The sequence below is a fragment of the Agrobacterium sp. CMT1 genome (assembly GCF_037203725.1).
Classification (GTDB): Bacteria; Pseudomonadota; Alphaproteobacteria; order Rhizobiales; family Rhizobiaceae; genus Agrobacterium; species Agrobacterium pusense.
The window spans coordinates 594,437-613,279 of record NZ_JBBCAR010000007.1 but is presented as its reverse complement, the minus strand read 5'-3'; the positions used below and the strand labels follow the sequence as shown (position 1 = coordinate 613,279).

The following is an 18,843-nucleotide window of genomic DNA, read 5'->3' as shown; positions in this document are numbered from 1 at the left end:
CTGTGTTCGTGATGGACGTTCGGATATCGTCGTATGGCGCAGATTTATCCACCTTTCGCAAGAACCTGCATGGCAGGGCTCGCCGGCCAGGTGTAGATGTAGATTATCTCCACCTGCTTGTTGGGCCTCTCTTGGATCAGATACTCGCCATTCGAACATTTGTCCGCGTCGCCGAAGCCGGGTCCTTCGCCAAGGCGGCGGATATGCTGAACCTTCCTCGGTCCTCAGTCAGCAAGCTGGTGCAGGATCTCGAGGCACATCTCAAAACAAAGCTCGTGGAGCGCACCACGCGGTCGGTCACGATGACCACGGAGGGCGTCGCCTATCACGAACGCGCGCTGAAGCTCCTCGCCGATCTCGATGACATGGACGGCACTGTTGCCGGCTCCCGCAGCACACCCAAAGGAAAGCTGCGCGTCGACATCGGATCTGTGCTGGCAAACCGGATCCTCATCCCGGCACTTTCGGATTTTCAGCGCCATTATCCGGAAATCGATCTCATGCTCGGTGTCAGCGATCGCCCCGCCGATCTCGTCAGTGAGGGTATCGACTGCGTCATTCGCGGCGGGGCGCTGGGTGACTCATCGATGAAGGCGCGGAAGCTGTGCGAGCTGGACTACGTCATTTGCGCATCGCCCACCTATCTGGCTGGTCTGCAGTTGCCGGAGCGACCTGACGATATCGAGAAGCATCGGATCGTCTCCTACTTCTCCGCGTCATCTGGAAAGAGATTTCCATTGCGTTTTCAGCGCGGCGAAGAGCGAAGCGAGTATCTCCCGGCCTCTGGCGGCGTTTCCGTCAACGAGAGTACCGCGCATCTGAACGCGCTGCTGTCGGGACTGGGAATTGGCCAAAGCTTCGGATTTCTCGCGCGGCCCCATTTCAAGAGCGGGGCGCTGGTTGAACTTCTGCCCGACTGGAAGCCGGACAATCATCCCCTTCATCTCGTCTATCCCGCTGATCGTTTCCCAAATCCGCGGCTACGCGCCTTCACGGAATGGGCAGCGAAGGTGTTCGAAGCGGTCGACGCACGGCGCGATGTGACGGCGACTATCCATCCAGATGGATAATGTCTCCATCCTGAGCGGCTTCTCTCCACCGGGCTGACGAACTAACTTCTCCTCATCGGACGGTGACGAGGCCAATGGCCAGCGCCACATCCCGAGCAAATTCAGAACTTCAACAGGCCGTGCATTCGGGCTGAACCATTTCGCGCGCCCAAGCATCAGGAGAGTTAACATGGCCAACAGGCTTCAAAACAAGATCGCCGTCATCACCGGAGCAACCAGCGGCATCGGTCTTTCGACGGCCAAGTTGTTCGCTGCCGAAGGCGCACGCGTCTATATCACAGGCCGCCGCAAGGCCGCTCTGGACGAGGCGGTGGCAGAAATAGGACAGGGCGCGGTCGGCGTACAGGCGGACTCCTCAAGCAACGCTGACCTCGACAAGCTGTTCGCCCAGGTGAAGGCGGAACAGGGCCGCCTTGACGCCCTCATCGTCAATGCAGGTGGCGGCACCATGCTGCCGCTCGGCCAGATCACCGAGGAGCAGATTGACGACACCTTTGGCCGCAACGTGAAAGCTGTGATCCTGACCGTGCAGGCGGCACTTCCGCTGATGGGCAAGGGCTCGTCCATCGTGCTGACGGGTTCGACTGCCGGCACCGAAGGCACGGCTGCCTTTTCCGTCTATTCCGCTTCCAAGGCCGCGGTGCGCAACCTGGCTCGTTCCTGGGCTCTCGACCTCAAGGGCACGGGCATCCGCGTCAACGTCATCTCGCCCGGCGCCACGCGCACACCAGGCCTCGTCGAACTTGCAGGCGACGACAAGGAACAGCAGCAGGGCCTGCTCGACTATCTCGCCTCTCGCATCCCTCTCGGTCGCGTCGGCGAAGCCGAGGAAATCGCCAAGGCGACGCTGTTCCTCGCCTCCGATGATGCGAGCTTCGTCAACGGCGCCGAGCTCTTCGCGGACGGCGGCCAGGCACAGGTTTAACGCTGAACCGCAGTGGCGGGTAGCCGCTCCGTTTCGAAACAAGAAATCAAGATGCGTGCTGCCGTCAATCGTCTGCACAGAGAGCCTCAGGACGTTCTTCAGACCGTCGAGCTGGCTTCTGGAATGACCAAATGCCGCGCTAAAATGCGCGGCGTTGCTCATGTTTGACGGCGTCCATGAAGCTCAAACCGTCGGGACACGCCGATCCCCTCCAGAAACGCCTCGTCGTGGCTGACGACCAGAATTGCGCCGTCATACGCTTTCAGGCCGGCCTCCACGATCGCGACGGAATCAAGATCGAGGTGATTGGTGGGTTCATCGAGTATGAGAAGCTGCGGCGGCTTCTGGTTGCCAAGGACGCAGGCAAGGCCGGCGCGCAGCATCTGGCCGCCAGACAAATGCCGCACATCCTGCAAACCGGCGTCGCCGCGAAACAGGAAGCGGGCAAGAGCGGCCCTGCAGGCGTTATCACTGGACCGCGGGTTGAGACGCATGAAATTGTCCCGGATGGATAGCCCGGGTCGCAGCAAGCTGACCTTCTGGTCCAGCAACGCGCAAGCAACCTCAACTCGGACCGAACCAGAAAATGGCGCGAGAGACCCGGTGATGACGGAAAGCAGCGTCGTCTTTCCCGAACCGTTCGGCCCCGCCACCGCAATCCGTTCCGGACCTGCAATCGCAAGCGACAGATCGGACAGGACAGGCGCATTGCGTTCGTAACCCGCAGTTACGTCTTCCAGCCGCAGAACCGTCTTTGACGCCACCAGTCCGGTGGACGGTATGGACAGCATGAATGGTTCAAGCACCTCAATGCGACCTCGCGCCTCTGCGACGTCTGCCTTGGCCTCCCCCGTCATTCGGCGCGCCGTGGCGGCGTTGTCACCGCTTGTCTGCTCCGCCCGCATGGCGCGCCCTCCGGCCGAAATTCTCGGTATTCCTCCTTCCGCCGCCTTCCTTTTGCCTGCACCATCGCGACGAGCCTGCCGCTCGGCCGTCTCCTGCGCCTTGCGCTCGACGGCGCTGAGCCGCTTCTCGGCCTCGGCCAGTTCATGCCTGGCATTGTCAAGCTCCAGTGCCTTGCGATCGCTGTAGTGGTTCCAGTTTCCGCCATAACGGCTGATACCGAGCGATGTCAGTTCAGCAATGCTGTCGACCGTTTCGAGCAATTCACGATCATGGCTGACAATGATTGCGCCGTGACGCCAGCCGCTCACAAGTTCGATCACTGCAGTCCGACCGTCACGATCGAGGTTGTTCGTGGGTTCGTCGAGGATCAGGAACTCCGGTGCATGATAGATTTGAGCGGCAAGCGCTGCACGGGTGCGCTGCCCGCCGGAGAGTCGGGCGAGCAGTGTCGTCGCGGGCATGGACAGGCCGAAGCGCGCGAGTGCCGCCTCGATATTCGTCTCAAGCATCCAATCAATATCGGCCAGTTCCTCCAACGTCGCGCCACCCGCCTGCGCCCGTTCAAGTACAGCGAGCGCATCACGCGCGCCAAAGAGATCGGCAATCGTCTCATCTTCGGCCACCTGGACGCTTTGACGCAGGATGTGGATACCCGATGGGGCAGAGACAGAACCCGAAGATGGTGTCAATTCGCCGGCGATCAGCTTCAAGAGCGTCGTCTTGCCGACGCCGTTACGACCGACCAGCCCGACACGCTCCGGGCCGAATACAATATTCAGATTGGTGAAAAGCGAACGACCGTCAGGCGTGAACCAGGACAGATTGGAGAGTGTGATAAAGTGGGTCATGGACAAGGTTTTCCCGCATGGCAAGGCAAAGTGGCGTTGCTATCGGGTTGAAATCCATTGTCGACCATCCTGTTGTTGCTGCGGACCGATGGAATGTAGCGTTTGAAAATGGGACATTCAAGGCCGCTTCAATAACGGCCTGCGCTCTTTTCAAGCATCGGCGGCTGACGGTCTTGTGTTCGCTCCACATCCGGCGTCAGAGGGCAATGATTTCGCCGACATGGTCATTCACGGGCACAGTTCAAACTTCTCCGGGGCCGCGAACCATGCGAGCAGACTTTTCAGTCAGGGGCATCAAAAAGCGAAAGATAGCGCTCGCCACTATCCGGAAACACGACCGCAATCGTCTTGCCGTTGTTTTCCGCGCGGCGGGAAAGCTCGATCGCGGCAAAGATGGCTGCACCGGATGAGGTTCCCACAAGGAAGCCCTCTTCTCTGGCCACCGCAAGCGCTGCCCGCCGCGCCTCTTCGGTGGTAACGGCAATGACTTCATCCACGACGCTCTTGTCGTAGGTCTCCGGCAAGGTCCCTTCCTCCACCTCGGTCACCTTGTGGACGCCTTCGATCGTGGAAGCGCCGGGGTTTTCGGGGGATGGAACGGACTGCGGTGTCGGCTCGGCAACAACGATCCTTATCTCCGGTTTTTGCGCCTTCAGGAAACGTCCGGCACCGGACACTGTGCCGCCCGTACCAACGGTGGCGACCAGGATATCGATGTCACCGTCGGTATCGCGCCAGATTTCCGGCCCGGTCGTCTCGAAATGAACCTGCGGGTTGGCATCATTGGAACGCTGGCCGGTATAAAATGCATCCGGATTTTCAGCTTTGATCCTGTCGATGATGCGATGGATGGCATCCGGCTGGAAGAGCTCCTCATTTTCGATCAGTTCGATCTCGGAGCCGAATTGCCTGAGGATGTTGATCTTGTCTTCGCTGATGGTATTGCGAAGATAAAATTTCGTGCGATAGCCGCGTGCGGAGGCAACCGCCGCAATTCCGATGCCTGTATTACCACTGGTCAAATCAAAAAGAAGATCGCCCGGCTTCAATCGGCCGCTCTTCTCAGCCTCACGTATGATGCACCAGGCGGTGCGGTCTTTGACACTGCCTGCGGGATTGAGGTACTCGATCTTGGCGAGAATGCGCGATTGGAGATTGTATTTCGTCCGAATTCTGGCGAGTTCCACCAGCGGCGTATTGCCGACGAGTTCTGTAAAATCCCGATAAATCCTGCCCAATTTCACTATCCTGTTTGCGCTGCGTGGATACCGAACAACAGGCTCTAATGCGTATCGCCCGTCGGACCGCATCTTTTGATCATGCTTCGGATTTTTCCTTCTGCGTTTGCGGTGCTATCCCCACGCCTCCATTTGGCGCTGGTGAGGCGCCGTTCACGGCGAAATCTCCAACGATACGGTCGTGATAGATACGGGGATTGTGTGAGGTTATCGTGCGGGCGTTTCGCCAGTGACGATCAAGACCATGGCTGCGTTTTGCGGCTGAGGCGCCAAGCGCATCGAAGAGGACAGTGGACGCATCCAGGATAAGGTTGCTGACGACAGTAACCGACTGGCTGACTTCCAGCTCCGCGTCACGGTTCGCAGATGCAATATGCTCCTCGTCTCCAGAGAGATTGGCATCATAGGCAGCCTGCAGGGCTTCTGCGGCCTTTAACACGATGGCGCCGGCGCTATAAGCCGCACCCCTGATCCGCCCCACGACCTGAAGCACCTGTGGGTCTTCAGAAAAACGCGCGGCGTTACTGCGTTGATAGACGCGTTTGCGCTCCGCAACATGGCGGGCGATCTCCAATGCGGCCGAGCGGCCGATCCCGGCAAGCGAGGCGAGATGGACGAGCTGGAAAAAGCCGCCAGAATAGCTGAAACGAAGTGCGCTTGGCTTGATGAGGTCCTCGGAAATCGCCACGTCGGTAAAACGCGCCGTGCCGCTTGCCGTCAGCGCCTGTCCGAAACCATCCCAGTCGTTGACGATCTCGACGCCTTCAGCCTTTGTGGGAACAAGCGCACCGACCGGTACACCATCACCATCAACGGCTCCAAGCGTGATCCAGTCGGCATAGAGCGAGCCGGTCGTATAATATTTCTCGCCATTCAGCCGCCAGCCGCCGCCATCCCGGGTGAGCTGGGTGGAATAGGTTCCAAGTTTGGCATCCCCGATTTCCGAAAAGCCGCTGCCAATGGTTTCGCCACGTCCGATCCGCTCCAGCCACGCATCCCGCCATGGCGAAGGTGGTGCATTCAGCAGATCCTCCGTAAAGCCGAGATGGCTGCGGTAAGCATTGGTGAGGTTGGGATCCGCCTGCGCGAGTTCAATGATCAAGCCAAAAAGCTCGGGAAGCGTCAGCCCCAGGCCGCCAAATTTCTCCGGCAGGCGCAATCTGGAAAAGCCGGCCTTTTTCAAAGCTTCATAGTCATCGAAACGAAGCTCGCGTTCCAGATCGTGTCGTATCGAATCTTCGCCAATTTCGGCAAAAATTCCCCGAAACCCCTCGGCGATCGCGTCAAAACGTTTGCTGGGCGCAGAACCCCAGGCATGGCTGGCATTGGTCATTGCAAATTCCTGTCTGTGGAGCAGTCTGGCGAACACCCGGCCGGGTCTAGGCGGCTGCCGCTTCGGCACCCTGTTCGAAGTCGTGTAAATGGAGCGCGATTTCGAACCCTCTGCGTTTCAGCCAGTGGGCCACGACCCTGGCGCGGGCGCCGAGCAGGTCATCCACCAGAATGACCCGGGCACCGCGCACCGCGATCGTTCGATAGGCGACACCGAGAAGCTGCCCGCCTTCCGACGAAATTGAGCCCTGCAGATGGGAAGTCTCGAACTCTTCCGGTGTGCGCACGTCCAGGAAATAGGTCGTTCGTGATGGGTCCTTCAACCATGTCTCGGCAGTCGGACGGTCGATGAAGAGCAGATCGTCATCCCTGGAAAAGGCCTTCAATCGCGCCTCTGCGATCTCTTTCGCGTCGGCGCTCACATGCGAATATGTTCGGGAGCGGCCTGTTTCCAGCTCAAATCCATCATCCGTCCAGCCGCGCGTCCCATCATGCAGGTAACTGACATCGTTTTCGACACCGGCGTCGATCAATGTCTGCGCGCCGAGAATTGCGCGGGGCAGGCCCGCGCAGGAGACGACGACCCTAGTTTTTGGCGAGGGAACGAGATCGGAAAAGCGCAGCAGGAGTTCCGCACCCGGCACACCGATCGCACCGGGCACATGTGCCTTTTCATATTCCGGCAATGTGCGCGTATCGAGGATGACAACATCCTCTCCGGCGTCCCGCCACGCCTTGAGCTCACGCGCAAAAACCACAGGCGTGTTTTTCTCGCTTCTCACCTTCTGAACGAAAGGAACGCCAGGAATATCGAATGTCGGCAACGCCTCAACGCCACCTTCGATCCATGCCGGGATTCCGCCACGCAGAAAATGAATGTTGGTCCAACCCTTGGCGGCAAGCCGTTCGGCTGCCTGCTCCGCGCTGCCTTTTCCATCATCCACCAGCACGGTGCGCACGACGGGGCGAGGAATGAAGCGATCGATTTCCGCCTCCAGCCTGTCAACCGGAAGGTTGGCGACAAATAGCGGTGAAGCATACCCCACGTCCTCGGCGGCACGGATATCCAGAACCGCAAGTTCCCTGCCATCCCGCAGCCATTCGATGAGACGATCTTTTGTTACAGCAAATACGGACATTGGGTTTTCTCCTGACAAATCCGGAATTTTCATGCGGGGTTTCAAGCGGTCGGATCGAGCCACAGATCGCCGAAACTCCAGTTCAGCCCCTGCCCGCCGGTGACATAGTTCCTGACCCGCTTGTGCGCCACGATCTGGCTTCCCGCCGCCACGAGATCGACGGAGGCGACGTCGTCATGGATGAGATGCTGGAACTTGCTCCAGGTTACCCAGCGTTTCTTCGGATCCGGTTCGATGGCGGCCGCTTCAAGAAGCGCATCCGCCTCTGGATTGGCGTAGTTTGCCGCATTGGAAAAGGGCAGCCCTATCTTGAAATTCTTGCTCCAGTAGGCGCGCTGGATGCCGAGCGACGGGTCGAAGGTATTGGAGAGGGATTCCACCACAAGATCAAAGGCGCGGTCGGTGTAGACAGTTTTCAGATAGGTTGGCAGGTCGTATTTGCGGATTTCAACGGCAATGCCGATCTTTTCAAGCTGGCTGCGAAGAACATCGGCATAGCCAGGTGTCAGATAGGAATTATACGTCAATCGTACTGGAAAACGCTTGCCGTCCTCCTTGCGCGGATATCCCGCCGCATCGAGTAACTTTTCCGCCTCTTTCGGGTCGTAGGCATATGGCTTGACCGAAGCATCATACCAGTTGGGAAGGGCCGTGCTGACGGGGCTGGGTGATATCTGCGCATAACCGAAGAGCGCCACATTGACGATCTCGTCGAGGTTGATTGCCTTCGCAATGGCCAGGCGAACATCTTTCTTGCGGAAGATTTCGTTATCATAATTGAAGAACAACTGCTGCTGCGGACCCGCATAGGCATAGGTGTTCGTATCCAGAACGAGATCGGGGTTCTGCTTCAGCCGTTCGAGATCCGCCAGCGGCACGGGGTTGTCGCCAAGATCGACTTCCCCCGTCTCCAGCGCCACTGCCCGCGCAGCCGGGTCGGTGATGATGCGCAGGATGATGCGATCAAGATAGGGTTTGCCGGCATCCCAATAATCGGGATTTCGATCGAAGATCAGATGGCTCCCCGGCGTCCATTCGGTCAGTTTGAAGGGGCCGGTGCCAATAGCAGTCTGCAGCGTCTGGCCATCGGCGGGCTTCAGCTTTTCGAAAATATGCTTCGGCACGATCGGCGATTCCGAACTCGATTGCGCAGCAATCAGGAACGGTGCGGGTTTGGACAGAACGATAATGGCAGTGAGGGGATCCGGCGTCTCCACCGCCTGAACGTTCTGGTAGGTTATGCGGCCGCGTGGATGCGCTTCTTTCAGGCGGAAGATCGAAAAGGCAACGTCTTCCGATGTAAAATCTTTGCCGTCATGCCATTTCACATTTGGCCTGAGTTTGAACGTATAACGCAGATGGTCATCGGAAACGGACCATTCCGTTGCCAGCAAGGGCCGCGGCTTGAGGTCGAAATCGAATGTGAGGAGGCCTTCAACAATCTTTGGGCCGATCGCCTGCCCCGTGCCTGACGATGTGTTGATGGCGAAAAGCGCGTTGCCGGGATCGACACGATAAAGCAGCCTGAGCGTGCCGCCGGAGACGGGCCGGCTCGCATCGCCACCCGCTGCGAAGACCGAACCAGGCAGGGCCGTTCCTGCCGTTGCCAAAAGAAGCATTTTATTGAACTGCCGGCGTCCGATCGTCATGAAAATCCCCGTTGGAAAACGTCGTTTCGATGACGAAAGCATCGGGGCAATGCAGCGCATTCCTAAGGATAAAATTCTTCCTCCTTGCCGAAGAAATCATTCCTTGCGGAATTATATTTCAATACTTACGCAAGCAGGCACCAAAACTCGCGCTGAATTGCCCCATCCATCGGGATCTTCGTTGCGCATCCGGAGCAGATGGTGGAATGCGAAGAAATCTCGCCGGCGTTTGTTTCAGCATTCCCGTGGAAATGTTGTTTCATCTCAAAATCGCGATTGAGAAGGACATTGCTCGGCAGATGCCTCGGCCGGCCATATCAAATCACAGGAATTTGCCACCTTTCTGATCCGCACATTCGAGCCCGACCCTTCCACCCCCAATTATGGAGTTTCATCCTATGACCCCGCCCAGTCCGATTACCAAACTGGAAATCCCACAGCAGCGCGTCGAGGCCCGTTATGGAACGCAGGCCGATTTTTCTCCGCCTTTCTGGAATGACACCATCGACGCCTTGCTGAACCATCGCACCGCCCGCGCCTATCTGCCCAAAGCTCTGCCGGAGGGCAGCCTGGAGCTTCTGGTCGCCGCCGCGCAATCAGCGCCCACATCATCCAATCTTCAGGCGTGGAGTGTGGTTGCGGTGCAGGACAAGGAGCGCAAGGCACGACTGGCGGGTTTCACCGGCGGCAACGCCCATATAAAGGATGCCCCCCTTTTCCTCATCTGGCTTATCGACCTGAAGCGGCTGCGCACGGTCGCTTCACGCCAGGGGAATGAGGGCGAAGGACTGGATTACCTGGAAAGCTTCCTGATCGGCGCCATCGACGCTGCATTGGCAGCGCAGAACGCTGTAGCCGCAATTGATTCAGTCGGCCTGGGCTCCTGCTACGTCGGCGGCATCCGCAACAGGCCGGAGGACGTGGCCCGCGAACTCAACCTACCTGCCGAGACGGTTGCCGTCTTCGGCCTGACGGTCGGCTATCCTGACCCGGCGGTAAAAACAGATGTCAAACCGCGCTTGTCACAATCATCCATTCTGTTTCATGAAACCTATTCGGAACCCGCCCACGATGACCTCAATTCTTATGATGAGGTATTAAAGGTGTTTCAGGAAAAACAGGGCCTGCCCCAAAATGGCTGGACAGGGCCCATTGCCCAGCGTGTGGAGAACGCCGCCGCGCTGAAGGGCCGTGCGGAACTGAGCCGGACGCTGCGTCGCCTCGGTTTCGCTATCAAATAAATTCAATTGCGGCTGACGGTATAACGAAGGCGCGCCCTTGCCCCGGCAATACGAGGCGCGGGCCCGGGCGGCGCAATCTCTCCCGAAATCACCGGTTTCGGGAACTTATTTTCTATAAAATTAGTAGATATAGAATGACCGGTCTTCCTTTGCCCCGCTCGAAGGCCTTACGATCCGTTCAGAATGCTCCTGAACGCATCCTGCCACCGTCCTCAACCGCCGCCGAAACCGCCGAACCAATCACCACACCAATATCTCCGTAAATCCGGAGCGTAAAAAGACAGGACGAGAAACGACAGATGCCACGTTATGTTATCATTGGCGCCGGCGCGGTGGGCGCGAGCCTTGCAGCACAGTTTGCACTTTCCGGCATTGATTATGCACTTTTCGGGCGGGGAGCCCAGATAAGCCATATCAGGCAGCATGGCCTCACCTTTCAACGACCCGCACAGACGCGGCAGATCGATCTGAAGGTCTTCGACCTGACGGATCTTCCGGAATTGAGACGGGATGACATCCTCCTGCTCACCGTGAAGGCTCAGGATGCCATAAGCGCACTCGCCTTCTGGTCCTGGCAGAACGTCTCCAACACGCCGGCACCGGCGGCTGCACAGCTGCCTATAGTGACTTTTCAAAATGGACTGGCGACTGAAGCCAATGCCCTGAGAACATTCTCCAGGGTGTATGGCGCAAGCATTCTGACACCGGCGCGGTTCACAGAAACCGGAAAGGTGGTGGTTGGCGGCGAGCCGCAACTGGGCATCGTGACGGTCGGGCGTTTTCCGCTCGGACAGGATGACGTGACGACGCAGTTCACGGCAGACCTCAACAGGGCGGGATATCTTGCCGAGGCAAGCGACGATATCCGCCGCTGGAAAGCAGCAAAGCTCCTTCACAACGTTCGCAACGTCCTCGAACTGTTCGACGGCCCGGCCGATCTGAACGACAAGATCAGCGCGGCGCTGGTGGATGAAGCCCGCCATGTGCTCGACGCGGCAGGTTACACCCTCGCCTCGCCCTCCGAGCGAACCGTAGACATCTCGAACTGGCGAGTAGCGCCGAACAGCGGCATTCACCCGGGCCAGCAATCGACGTGGCAGAGTTTCAGGCGCGGAGCCTCAAGTGAGGTGGATTTCCTCAACGGAGAGATCGTGTTGCTCGGCCGGCTTCACAATGTGCCAACGCCGTATAACGACGCTGTTCAGACGCTGGCCGGCAAACTGGCGCAACAGGGCGGGTTTTTAAAGCCGCTGCCGCTCGATGCAATCACGTCGCTCATCGCCGGCCCGGACCGGCCGGCGCAGCCCAATCCCGCCAGCCCTTCGTGACCGGCGGCCTCAAGCAGTGCGATTTATCAAACGACAGTGTGAAACGATATAATGAGAGAAGCCATATCAGACCATATACTCACCGCCGCCGGCACGCTCTTCTATCGCGAAGGCATCCGGGCTGTCGGCATCGATCGGATCATCGAGGAAGCGAATGTCGCGAAGGCGACGCTCTACCGGCATTTCCCTTCGAAGGATCATCTTGTTGCAGCCTATCTGGAAGCGCGTCATGAGCGGGTGATCCACGCGCTTCAGAACGTCGTGGATGCGGACATGGCTCCGAAGGAGCAGATCCGGCTGATTTTCGAGCAACTCCACGAAAAGGCCGACAGCCCGGATTTTCGCGGCTGCGCCTTCGCTCTTGCGGTTGCCGAACATGGCGAATCCGAGCGGGTCGTGTTCGTTGCGCGTACCCATAAGGCGAAGGTCAGGGACCTGTTCGCCGCTATCCTGGCGAGGGCCGGCAGCACAGTGGAGATCGCCGCCGCCCATCTCTCACTTCTCTACGAAGGGGCGCTGGCGACCGTCGCGGTTGGACGCGACCCCAAGGCGGTGCTGATCGCGCGTGACTGCGCTCTCTCCGTTTTCGCCACGGCCGCCGCCTCCACCGATCAACCGAACTGAAAGCAGCAGACAATGACAAAGACGATCGATTATTTCTTCAGCATCGGCTCACCCTGGGCCTTCATTGGTGTTGAACCCTTTGCCGCCCTGGCGAAACAGCAGGGCGCCACTATCCGCCCTCACCTTATTCCGCTGATCGAGGAAAACGGTGGCATTTACTCGAAAAATCGCCCGGAGGCCAGACGCGCCTACTGGATCACGGATCTGAAGCGGTGGGCGGCATTGCGCGGAAAAGTGCTCAATTTCGACAATCGCGCTGCGCTCTCGGATCCGTCCCCGGCAGGCCTGATGGTTGCGGCGGCAATCGAAACCGGTGAAGACTGGCTGAAGCTTGCAGTTGCACTGCAGGAGGCTTTCTGGGTCCGCCGTGAAGACATCGGCAATGCTGACATCCGCCAGGCCATCGCGACGGCTGCAGGCTTCGATGCTGTAGCCCTCGATGAACATGGCAAAAGCGACGCGGTTGCTGTCTTACAGAAGGCGAGCTTCGAAGCTGCCAGGGCCGCCGGTGTGTTCGGGGTTCCGACCTATCGCTATCAGGATGAACTCTACTGGGGGCAGGACAGCCTTCCGTTCCTCGAGCGTCATCTCAGGGGCGAAAAACTGGCCGCCTGATGTTCACTGCCAGATGGCGTCGCCGGCCGCGCGCCTCGCCCTCAAGGTTTGTAAGTCTGTCGCAGCGTTTTGCGACCCGCCTACACGGAATGTTTTATGCCTGACCTGTCTCCTTCTCTCATCCGATCCCTGCGAGACCTCCTCGGGGAGCGTCTTTCAACGTCGCCGACACTGCGCGAGCAGCACGGGCGCGGCGAGGCGCATCACGCAGCCGCCTTTCCCGATGCGGTCGCTTTCGCGGAAACCACCTCCGAAGTGTCCGAGATCGTGCGGCTATGTGCGGCGGAAAGCGTGCCCGTCATCGCTTTTGGCGCCGGCACTTCGCTGGAAGGGCATCTGACAGCCGTCAATGGCGGGGTCTCGATCGACCTTTCACGCATGTCGAAAATCACCCGTATCGGCAGTGAAGATCTGGATTGTACGGTCGAGGCCGGGGTAACGCGGGAGCAGTTGAACACATATCTGCGAGACATGGGACTGTTCTTTCCCATCGATCCCGGCGCAAACGCTTCGATTGGCGGCATGGCTGCAACCCGCGCTTCCGGCACCAACGCCGTCCGCTACGGAACAATGCGTGAAAACGTACTGGGCCTGACCGTGGTGCTGCCGACCGGCCAGGTTATCAAAACCGGCGGTCGCGCCAGAAAGTCTTCTGCCGGATACGACCTGACGCGGCTTTTCGTGGGTTCGGAAGGAACGCTGGGGATCATCACCGAAATAACCCTTCGCCTCTATGGAATACCCGAAACCATCTCGGCGGCGCTCTGCTCTTTCGAGAACGTCGAACAGGCAGTCGCGGCGGCCATTCAGGTCGTGCAACTCGGCATTCCCGTCGCCCGCATGGAGCTCATGGACCGTGGCCTGATCACGGCCGTCAATGCCTATTCCGGGCTGGAGCTGAAGATCGAGGACACATTGGCTTTCGAGTTTCACGGCTCGCCCGCCGGCGTTCAGGAGCAGGTCGATATGGTGTCCGCCATTGTGGAAGACCATGGCGGCAAGGATTTCGAGTGGGCCAACGCCCCCGAAGAACGCAATCGCCTCTGGAAAGCGCGCCACAACGCGTTTTATGCTGTCGTATCGCAAAGGCCAAACGCCAAAGGCTGGTCTTCGGATGTCTGTGTTCCGGTCTCGCAGCTCAGCAACTGCATATTGAAGACCCGCGAGCTCCTGCAGGATTGCAGCGTACCGGCTGCCATTCTCGGCCATGTCGGCGATGGCAATTATCATGTCGTCTTCGCGGTCGATCCCGGCAATGCGGAAGAGCTAGGCGAGGTGGCGGCCATCAACAAGAAGATGGTGCAATACGCCCTCTCGGTCGGCGGCACCTCGACCGGCGAACATGGCGTGGGCACCGGCAAGATCGCCTACCTGCGTGAAGAACATGGTGACGCGGTCGATCTTATGGCGCTCATCAAACATGCAGTCGATCCAGCCGGCATCATGAATCCCGGCAAAATCCTGCCGAGATAGAATGTTACTTTGCGATCCGCGACCGCTGGGGCGACACGATGAATTCCTTCAAGACTCACAGTTCTCACTGGGGGGCCTTCTCCGGGCGGCTCACAAATGGGCGACTGGAGATAAAGCCTCACTCCGGCGACCCCCATCCATCTCCGCTACTGGGTAATCTTCCGGCGATCGCCGACAGCCCCGTCCGCATCCGACGGCCCGCTGTCCGGCGGGGGTGGCTTGAGCGCGAAACCGACCATGCACAGCGGCGGGGCGCTGACGACTATGTCGAGGTCAGCTGGGCCGAAGCGACGACACTGGTCGCCGACGAACTGAGGCGGGTCTACGACAGTCACGGTCCAAGCGCCGTGTTCGGCGGCTCCTATGGCTGGTCCAGCGCCGGTCGCTTTCATCACGCGCAAAGCCAGATCCACCGCTTCTTGAATGTCCTCGGCGGATATGTCCGGTCGGTCAACACCTATAGTTCCGGTGCGGCCATGGTCATAATCCCCCATGTCCTGGGCCCTTATGACAGCTTCGACCGAAAGAGCGTGACCTGGGATGCCATCGAACGCAGCAGCGAGTTGGTGCTCGCCTTTGGCGGGATGGCGATCAAGAATGCCGATGTCCACGGCGGAGGGATCAGTACGCACACGGTCCGGCAAAAACTTGCCGGCGCGAAGGCTCGCGGTGCGCATTTCACATTCATCAGCCCTCTGGCAGACGATTTCCTCGCTGAGGCGGATGCCGAGTGGCTTCCCATCATCCCGGGTACCGACGTGGCGATGATGCTCGGGCTGGCGCACGTCCTCGTTACGGAAGGGCTGCACGACCGGACGTTTCTGGAGCGTTATACGGTCGGATATGACCGGTTCGAAAACTATCTTCTCGGCAGGGAGGACGGCCAGCACAAGAGCCCGGAATGGGCGGCCGAAATCTGCAACATCGCGCCGGACACGATACGCAAGCTGGCGCGCAGGATGGCCGGTTCGAGAACCCTGATCACCGTCAGTCATTCGCTGCAGCGGGCCGATTACGGAGAGCAGCCGGTGTGGATGGGCATTGTGCTTGCCGCCATGCTCGGCCAGATCGGATCGGACGGCGGCGGATTTTCTTATTCCCTTGGCGCGCTGGGCAATATCGGCAAGAACCTGCTCGCCGTTCCCCTGCCAACGCTGCAGCAATTCAAAAACCCTGTGCCGGACTACATTCCCTGCGCACGCATCTCCGATATGCTGCTCAATCCCGGCGCCGAGTTCCATTACAACGGGCGCACGCTTCTTTATCCTGACATCCGGCTTGTCTATTGGGCGGGCGGCAATCCATTTCACCATCATCAGGATATCAACCGGTTGCGAGCCGCTTTCAGGCGGCCGGAAACGATCATCGTCCACGAGTCCGCCTGGACCTCCACCGCCAGACACGCCGATATCGTGCTGCCCGCCACGACCACGCTTGAGCGTGACGACATCGGCGCCGCCGATCGCGATCCGCTGATGATCGCCATGAAGCGCCTGATCGCCCCCGTCGCCGAAGCACGCGACGATTACGAAATATTCGCCGGCATTGCCCGCGAACTCGGCAGGTTCGAGGCCTTCACCGAAAACCGCAGCAGCGGAGAATGGCTTGCCTTTCTATACGAAACGACCCGTCAGGCACTTGCCGCGTCGGGCCATGAGGCGCCGGACTTTGAAACCTTCTGGGAACGCGGAGAACTGTCCCTTCCAGTCAAGCCGGACGACGGTGGACCGGCGCGCGCTTTCCTTGAGAATCCCGCCACGAAACCGCTGGCGACCCCCTCAGGAAAGATCGAGATTTTTTCCGGGACCGTCGAGGGTTTCGGTTATGATGACTGCAAGGGTCATCCGCGCTGGTATCCACCCAGAATGGAAACTCCAGACGATGCGCAACTCTATCCGCTGCATCTCGTCTGCAATCAACCATATCAACGCCTGCACAGTCAGCTGGATTATGGCGATTTCAGCCGTTCCACCAAGATCATGGACAGGGAGCCCGTCCGTATCCATCCAGCCGACGCCTCGGCCCGTGGAATATCTGACGGCGATGTCGTGAGGCTTTTTAATCAGCGCGGCAGCTGCCTGGCGGGCGCCCTTCTCAGTGAAGACGTCATGCCGGGGGTAATGCAGCTCGCTACCGGCGCCTGGTTCGAACCAGAGGATCCAACTGCCGAAAACTCGATATGCATCCACGGAAATCCAAATATTCTGACCCGCGATATCGGCACATCGAAACTGTCGCAGGCATCGACCGGCCAGATCGCGAAGGTGGAGATCGAGCGCTTCACCGGGGCTCTGCCGCCCGTGACAATTTTCCAGGCCATGCGATTTGTATCGCCAGACCAGGTCGGCCCAGACGCCGAGCCGTCGTCACTCCACGCCGGAACCCCGCATTCCAAGGGGCCCTGAAACACCAATCCAAACAGCCGCCGAAATGACGATAAAATAATTCACTAAATCCATAGAAAAAGAATAACCAGTCTTTCTCCCCCACGCCTGACTGCTAGGTTAAGGGCAAGACGGACAGCGCAGAAGGGGATCGCGCCATGACTGGAATATGTAGAAGCGGGCGCGCTCCTCTGCCACGCAGGTTCTCGGGAACCGCTCGCTAGCGTCGCGTCGCCCAATCAGGCCACCAATGAATTTAAACATCTCCTGCTCGGCCGAGAGGCCGGCGCGGCAACGGTTTGACATGCGTTTGAGCAGCCACCGCAGAAGCACGCGCATCCCAGGAGATGCCGAAATTGCAACGAAAAACTTTGGAATTTTCAGGATCATACAATGACAAAGCGTCCTTTCTCATCGTCTCTTTCGCGTCGTCGGCTGCTTCTTACGGCTTCGCTCGCTGTTTCCGCCTCGTTGTTTTTATCGACGGCTGCACCTTTGAGTGCTGTGGCCGCAGACACGCCACATGATGGCGGTGACATCACGTTTCTGATCGATTCCCTGGGCGACACGTGGATCCCCAACAACAGCGCGATCTCCAGTTTCCAGGGCCACATATGGGGTCATGTCACGGATAAGCTGCTGTACGTCGATGCCGAAGGCAAGGTCAGCCCGTGGATTGCCGAGCGCTGGGAGCAGAACGACACCGCGACGGAGTTCACCCTCCACCTCAAAAGCGGCGTGACTTTCTCCGATGGCGAACCGCTGGATGCCAAGGCCGTAGTTGCCAATCTCGACATCTGGTATGCCGGCCGCAAGAACGAGGGCATCAACCCGATCGGCCTCTTCCCCAAGACCTATGATCACGCCGAAGCGGTTGATGCGACGACGGTCAAGGTTTTCTTCAAGAAGCCCACGCTCGGATTCATTCCGACGCTTGGCTACCACGGCTCCATCCTGATCTCTCCCAAGACCATTGCCCAGCCTGCCGGCCAGCAGGCGGACCTCAGCAAGACCGCCGGCAGCGGACCCTATGTGGTGGAGTCCTGGAAAGAGGGCGACCACGTCACCCTGGTCAAGCGCAAGGACTATAATTGGGGTCCCGCCGCAGTCGGCCACACCGGCCCCGCCTATCTCGATACCATCACCTACAAGCTGGTCTCTGAGCCATCCCTTCGCGTCGCCTCCGTTCAGTCCGGTCAGGCGGATGTCGCGTACAACGCCTCGCCCCAGGAACTGAAATCGCTCAAAGAGGAAGGCTTCACCATCGCGACCCCGCGTTATCTCGGCTTCGTCAACGGCTGGGCCGTCAACACCAAGCTTCAGCCCTATGATGATGTGAAGGTGCGTCAGGCACTTCAGGCAGGCATCAACCGTCAGGAAATCATCGACACAGTCTATACGCAGGACTGGAAGCTCGCGATGTCCTTCATCCAGAGCAACGTCCCGGGAGCCACGGATCACAGCGATCTCCTCGCCTACAACCCGGACAAGTCGGAAAAGCTTCTGGACGAAGCCGGATGGGTCAAGGGTGCGGACGGCGTTCGCGTGAAGGACGGCAAGCCGCTGGAATTGACGATCCATTCCAATCCTTATCTGGCAACCTCGAAATCAGTCGATGAGCTGATTGCCCAGCAGCTCGGCAGGCTTGGATGGAAGGTCAATATCAGGGCTTATGATGTCGTGACCTTTGGCGAGAAGGTCAAATTCGGTGGAGCCGCCGTTCCGACATATGAAGTCACCCGCAGCTTCATCGACGCCGGTACGGTCGCAAGCATCCTGACCAACGCCAATAATGGCGAGAACTGGTTTGCGCTGGACGAGCGTGATGCGACGCTCAACGACCTGCGCGACAAGATCGCTGGTGCAGGTTCCGTCGAGGATCGGAAGCCTCTGCTCGATGGCCTGCAAAAATACGTGCTGGAACAGGGCTACTTCATCCCGCGCACGCAAATCGTTCAGCGCATTTACGTGCAATCGCCGAAGCTGAAGGGCGAAGTCTATAACGGCGTCGCTTATGCCAGCTATTACACAGCGTTCATTGCCGAATGACGCCAGCACCCACCGAGTAACG

At 59.0% G+C, this 18,843-nt stretch carries 14 protein-coding genes; 9 read left to right on the top strand and 5 right to left on the bottom strand.

Annotated features, from left to right (window positions below; translation table 11 throughout):
• Positions 1–131: 131 nt before the first annotated feature.
• Positions 132–1,070 (top strand): LysR family transcriptional regulator, encoded by a 939-nt coding sequence (locus WA845_RS11420; RefSeq protein WP_112553858.1) that lies wholly within the window; start codon positions 132–134, stop codon positions 1,068–1,070.
• 169 nt (positions 1,071–1,239) lie between these two features.
• A complete protein-coding gene (locus tag WA845_RS11415) occupies positions 1,240–1,995 on the top strand; it encodes an SDR family NAD(P)-dependent oxidoreductase (RefSeq protein WP_022562810.1) in 756 nt (251 codons plus the stop codon).
• Between the two features lie 158 nt (positions 1,996–2,153).
• Here the strand turns inward: WA845_RS11415 and WA845_RS11410 are convergent, their stop codons facing one another.
• The 5 genes from WA845_RS11410 to WA845_RS11390 all read right to left on the bottom strand — a co-directional run bounded on the left by WA845_RS11410 (position 2,154) and on the right by WA845_RS11390 (position 9,107).
• Positions 2,154–3,749, bottom strand: a complete 1,596-nt coding sequence (locus tag WA845_RS11410; RefSeq protein WP_112553775.1) for an ATP-binding cassette domain-containing protein — start codon at positions 3,747–3,749, stop codon at positions 2,154–2,156.
• 281 nt (positions 3,750–4,030) lie between these two features.
• Positions 4,031–4,993, bottom strand: coding sequence for a PLP-dependent cysteine synthase family protein (locus tag WA845_RS11405; RefSeq protein WP_337322332.1), 963 nt, complete (start codon positions 4,991–4,993; stop codon positions 4,031–4,033).
• A 73-nt stretch (positions 4,994–5,066) separates the two neighbouring features.
• Complete coding sequence (locus tag WA845_RS11400; protein ID WP_337322331.1) at positions 5,067–6,320, bottom strand: acyl-CoA dehydrogenase family protein; 1,254 nt, start codon at positions 6,318–6,320, stop codon at positions 5,067–5,069.
• Between the two features lie 46 nt (positions 6,321–6,366).
• Positions 6,367–7,458, bottom strand: coding sequence for a rhodanese-like domain-containing protein (locus WA845_RS11395; RefSeq protein WP_112553769.1), 1,092 nt, complete (start codon positions 7,456–7,458; stop codon positions 6,367–6,369).
• Positions 7,459–7,499: 41 nt separating this feature from the next.
• Positions 7,500–9,107, bottom strand: coding sequence for an ABC transporter substrate-binding protein (locus WA845_RS11390; RefSeq protein WP_112553856.1), 1,608 nt, complete (start codon positions 9,105–9,107; stop codon positions 7,500–7,502).
• A 398-nt stretch (positions 9,108–9,505) separates the two neighbouring features.
• Here WA845_RS11390 and WA845_RS11385 point away from each other — a divergent pair, with 398 nt between their 5' ends.
• From WA845_RS11385 to WA845_RS11355, 7 genes are all read left to right on the top strand, one after another.
• Positions 9,506–10,348 carry a nitroreductase family protein gene (locus tag WA845_RS11385; protein WP_112553767.1) on the top strand — a complete coding sequence of 281 codons (843 nt, stop codon included), beginning with the start codon at positions 9,506–9,508 and terminating at the stop codon, positions 10,346–10,348.
• 299 nt (positions 10,349–10,647) lie between these two features.
• Positions 10,648–11,676, top strand: coding sequence for a 2-dehydropantoate 2-reductase N-terminal domain-containing protein (locus WA845_RS11380; protein WP_112553765.1), 1,029 nt, complete (start codon positions 10,648–10,650; stop codon positions 11,674–11,676).
• A 51-nt stretch (positions 11,677–11,727) separates the two neighbouring features.
• Positions 11,728–12,300, top strand: coding sequence for a TetR/AcrR family transcriptional regulator (locus tag WA845_RS11375; protein WP_022562817.1), 573 nt, complete (start codon positions 11,728–11,730; stop codon positions 12,298–12,300).
• 12 nt (positions 12,301–12,312) lie between these two features.
• Positions 12,313–12,915, top strand: coding sequence for a 2-hydroxychromene-2-carboxylate isomerase (locus tag WA845_RS11370; RefSeq protein ID WP_112553763.1), 603 nt, complete (start codon positions 12,313–12,315; stop codon positions 12,913–12,915).
• A 96-nt stretch (positions 12,916–13,011) separates the two neighbouring features.
• The gene (locus tag WA845_RS11365; protein WP_112553761.1) at positions 13,012–14,388 is read left to right on the top strand and encodes an FAD-linked oxidase C-terminal domain-containing protein; all 1,377 of its coding nucleotides are present in this window, start codon (positions 13,012–13,014) and stop codon (positions 14,386–14,388) included.
• Between the two features lie 38 nt (positions 14,389–14,426).
• Entirely contained in the window at positions 14,427–16,793 is a 2,367-nt protein-coding gene (locus tag WA845_RS11360) for a molybdopterin guanine dinucleotide-containing S/N-oxide reductase (RefSeq protein ID WP_337322330.1), read from the top strand.
• 372 nt (positions 16,794–17,165) lie between these two features.
• Positions 17,166–18,821 carry an ABC transporter substrate-binding protein gene (locus tag WA845_RS11355; protein ID WP_004445356.1) on the top strand — a complete coding sequence of 552 codons (1,656 nt, stop codon included), beginning with the start codon at positions 17,166–17,168 and terminating at the stop codon, positions 18,819–18,821.
• Positions 18,822–18,843 lie beyond the last annotated feature (22 nt).

Bases quoted from the DNA above. Each gene is read 5' to 3' on its own strand.
- WA845_RS11400 (WP_337322331.1), bottom strand. From the start codon at position 6,320: ATGACCAATGCCAGCCATGCCTGGGGTTCTGCGCCCAGCAAACGTTTT.
- WA845_RS11375 (WP_022562817.1), top strand. From the start codon at position 11,728: ATGAGAGAAGCCATATCAGACCATATACTCACCGCCGCCGGCACGCTC.
- WA845_RS11395 (WP_112553769.1), bottom strand. From the start codon at position 7,458: ATGTCCGTATTTGCTGTAACAAAAGATCGTCTCATCGAATGGCTGCGG.
- WA845_RS11380 (WP_112553765.1), top strand. From the start codon at position 10,648: ATGCCACGTTATGTTATCATTGGCGCCGGCGCGGTGGGCGCGAGCCTT.
- WA845_RS11385 (WP_112553767.1), top strand. From the start codon at position 9,506: ATGACCCCGCCCAGTCCGATTACCAAACTGGAAATCCCACAGCAGCGC.
- WA845_RS11410 (WP_112553775.1), bottom strand. From the start codon at position 3,749: ATGACCCACTTTATCACACTCTCCAATCTGTCCTGGTTCACGCCTGAC.
- WA845_RS11360 (WP_337322330.1), top strand. From the start codon at position 14,427: ATGAATTCCTTCAAGACTCACAGTTCTCACTGGGGGGCCTTCTCCGGG.
- WA845_RS11355 (WP_004445356.1), top strand. From the start codon at position 17,166: ATGACAAAGCGTCCTTTCTCATCGTCTCTTTCGCGTCGTCGGCTGCTT.
- WA845_RS11365 (WP_112553761.1), top strand. From the start codon at position 13,012: ATGCCTGACCTGTCTCCTTCTCTCATCCGATCCCTGCGAGACCTCCTC.
- WA845_RS11415 (WP_022562810.1), top strand. From the start codon at position 1,240: ATGGCCAACAGGCTTCAAAACAAGATCGCCGTCATCACCGGAGCAACC.
- WA845_RS11390 (WP_112553856.1), bottom strand. From the start codon at position 9,107: ATGACGATCGGACGCCGGCAGTTCAATAAAATGCTTCTTTTGGCAACG.
- WA845_RS11370 (WP_112553763.1), top strand. From the start codon at position 12,313: ATGACAAAGACGATCGATTATTTCTTCAGCATCGGCTCACCCTGGGCC.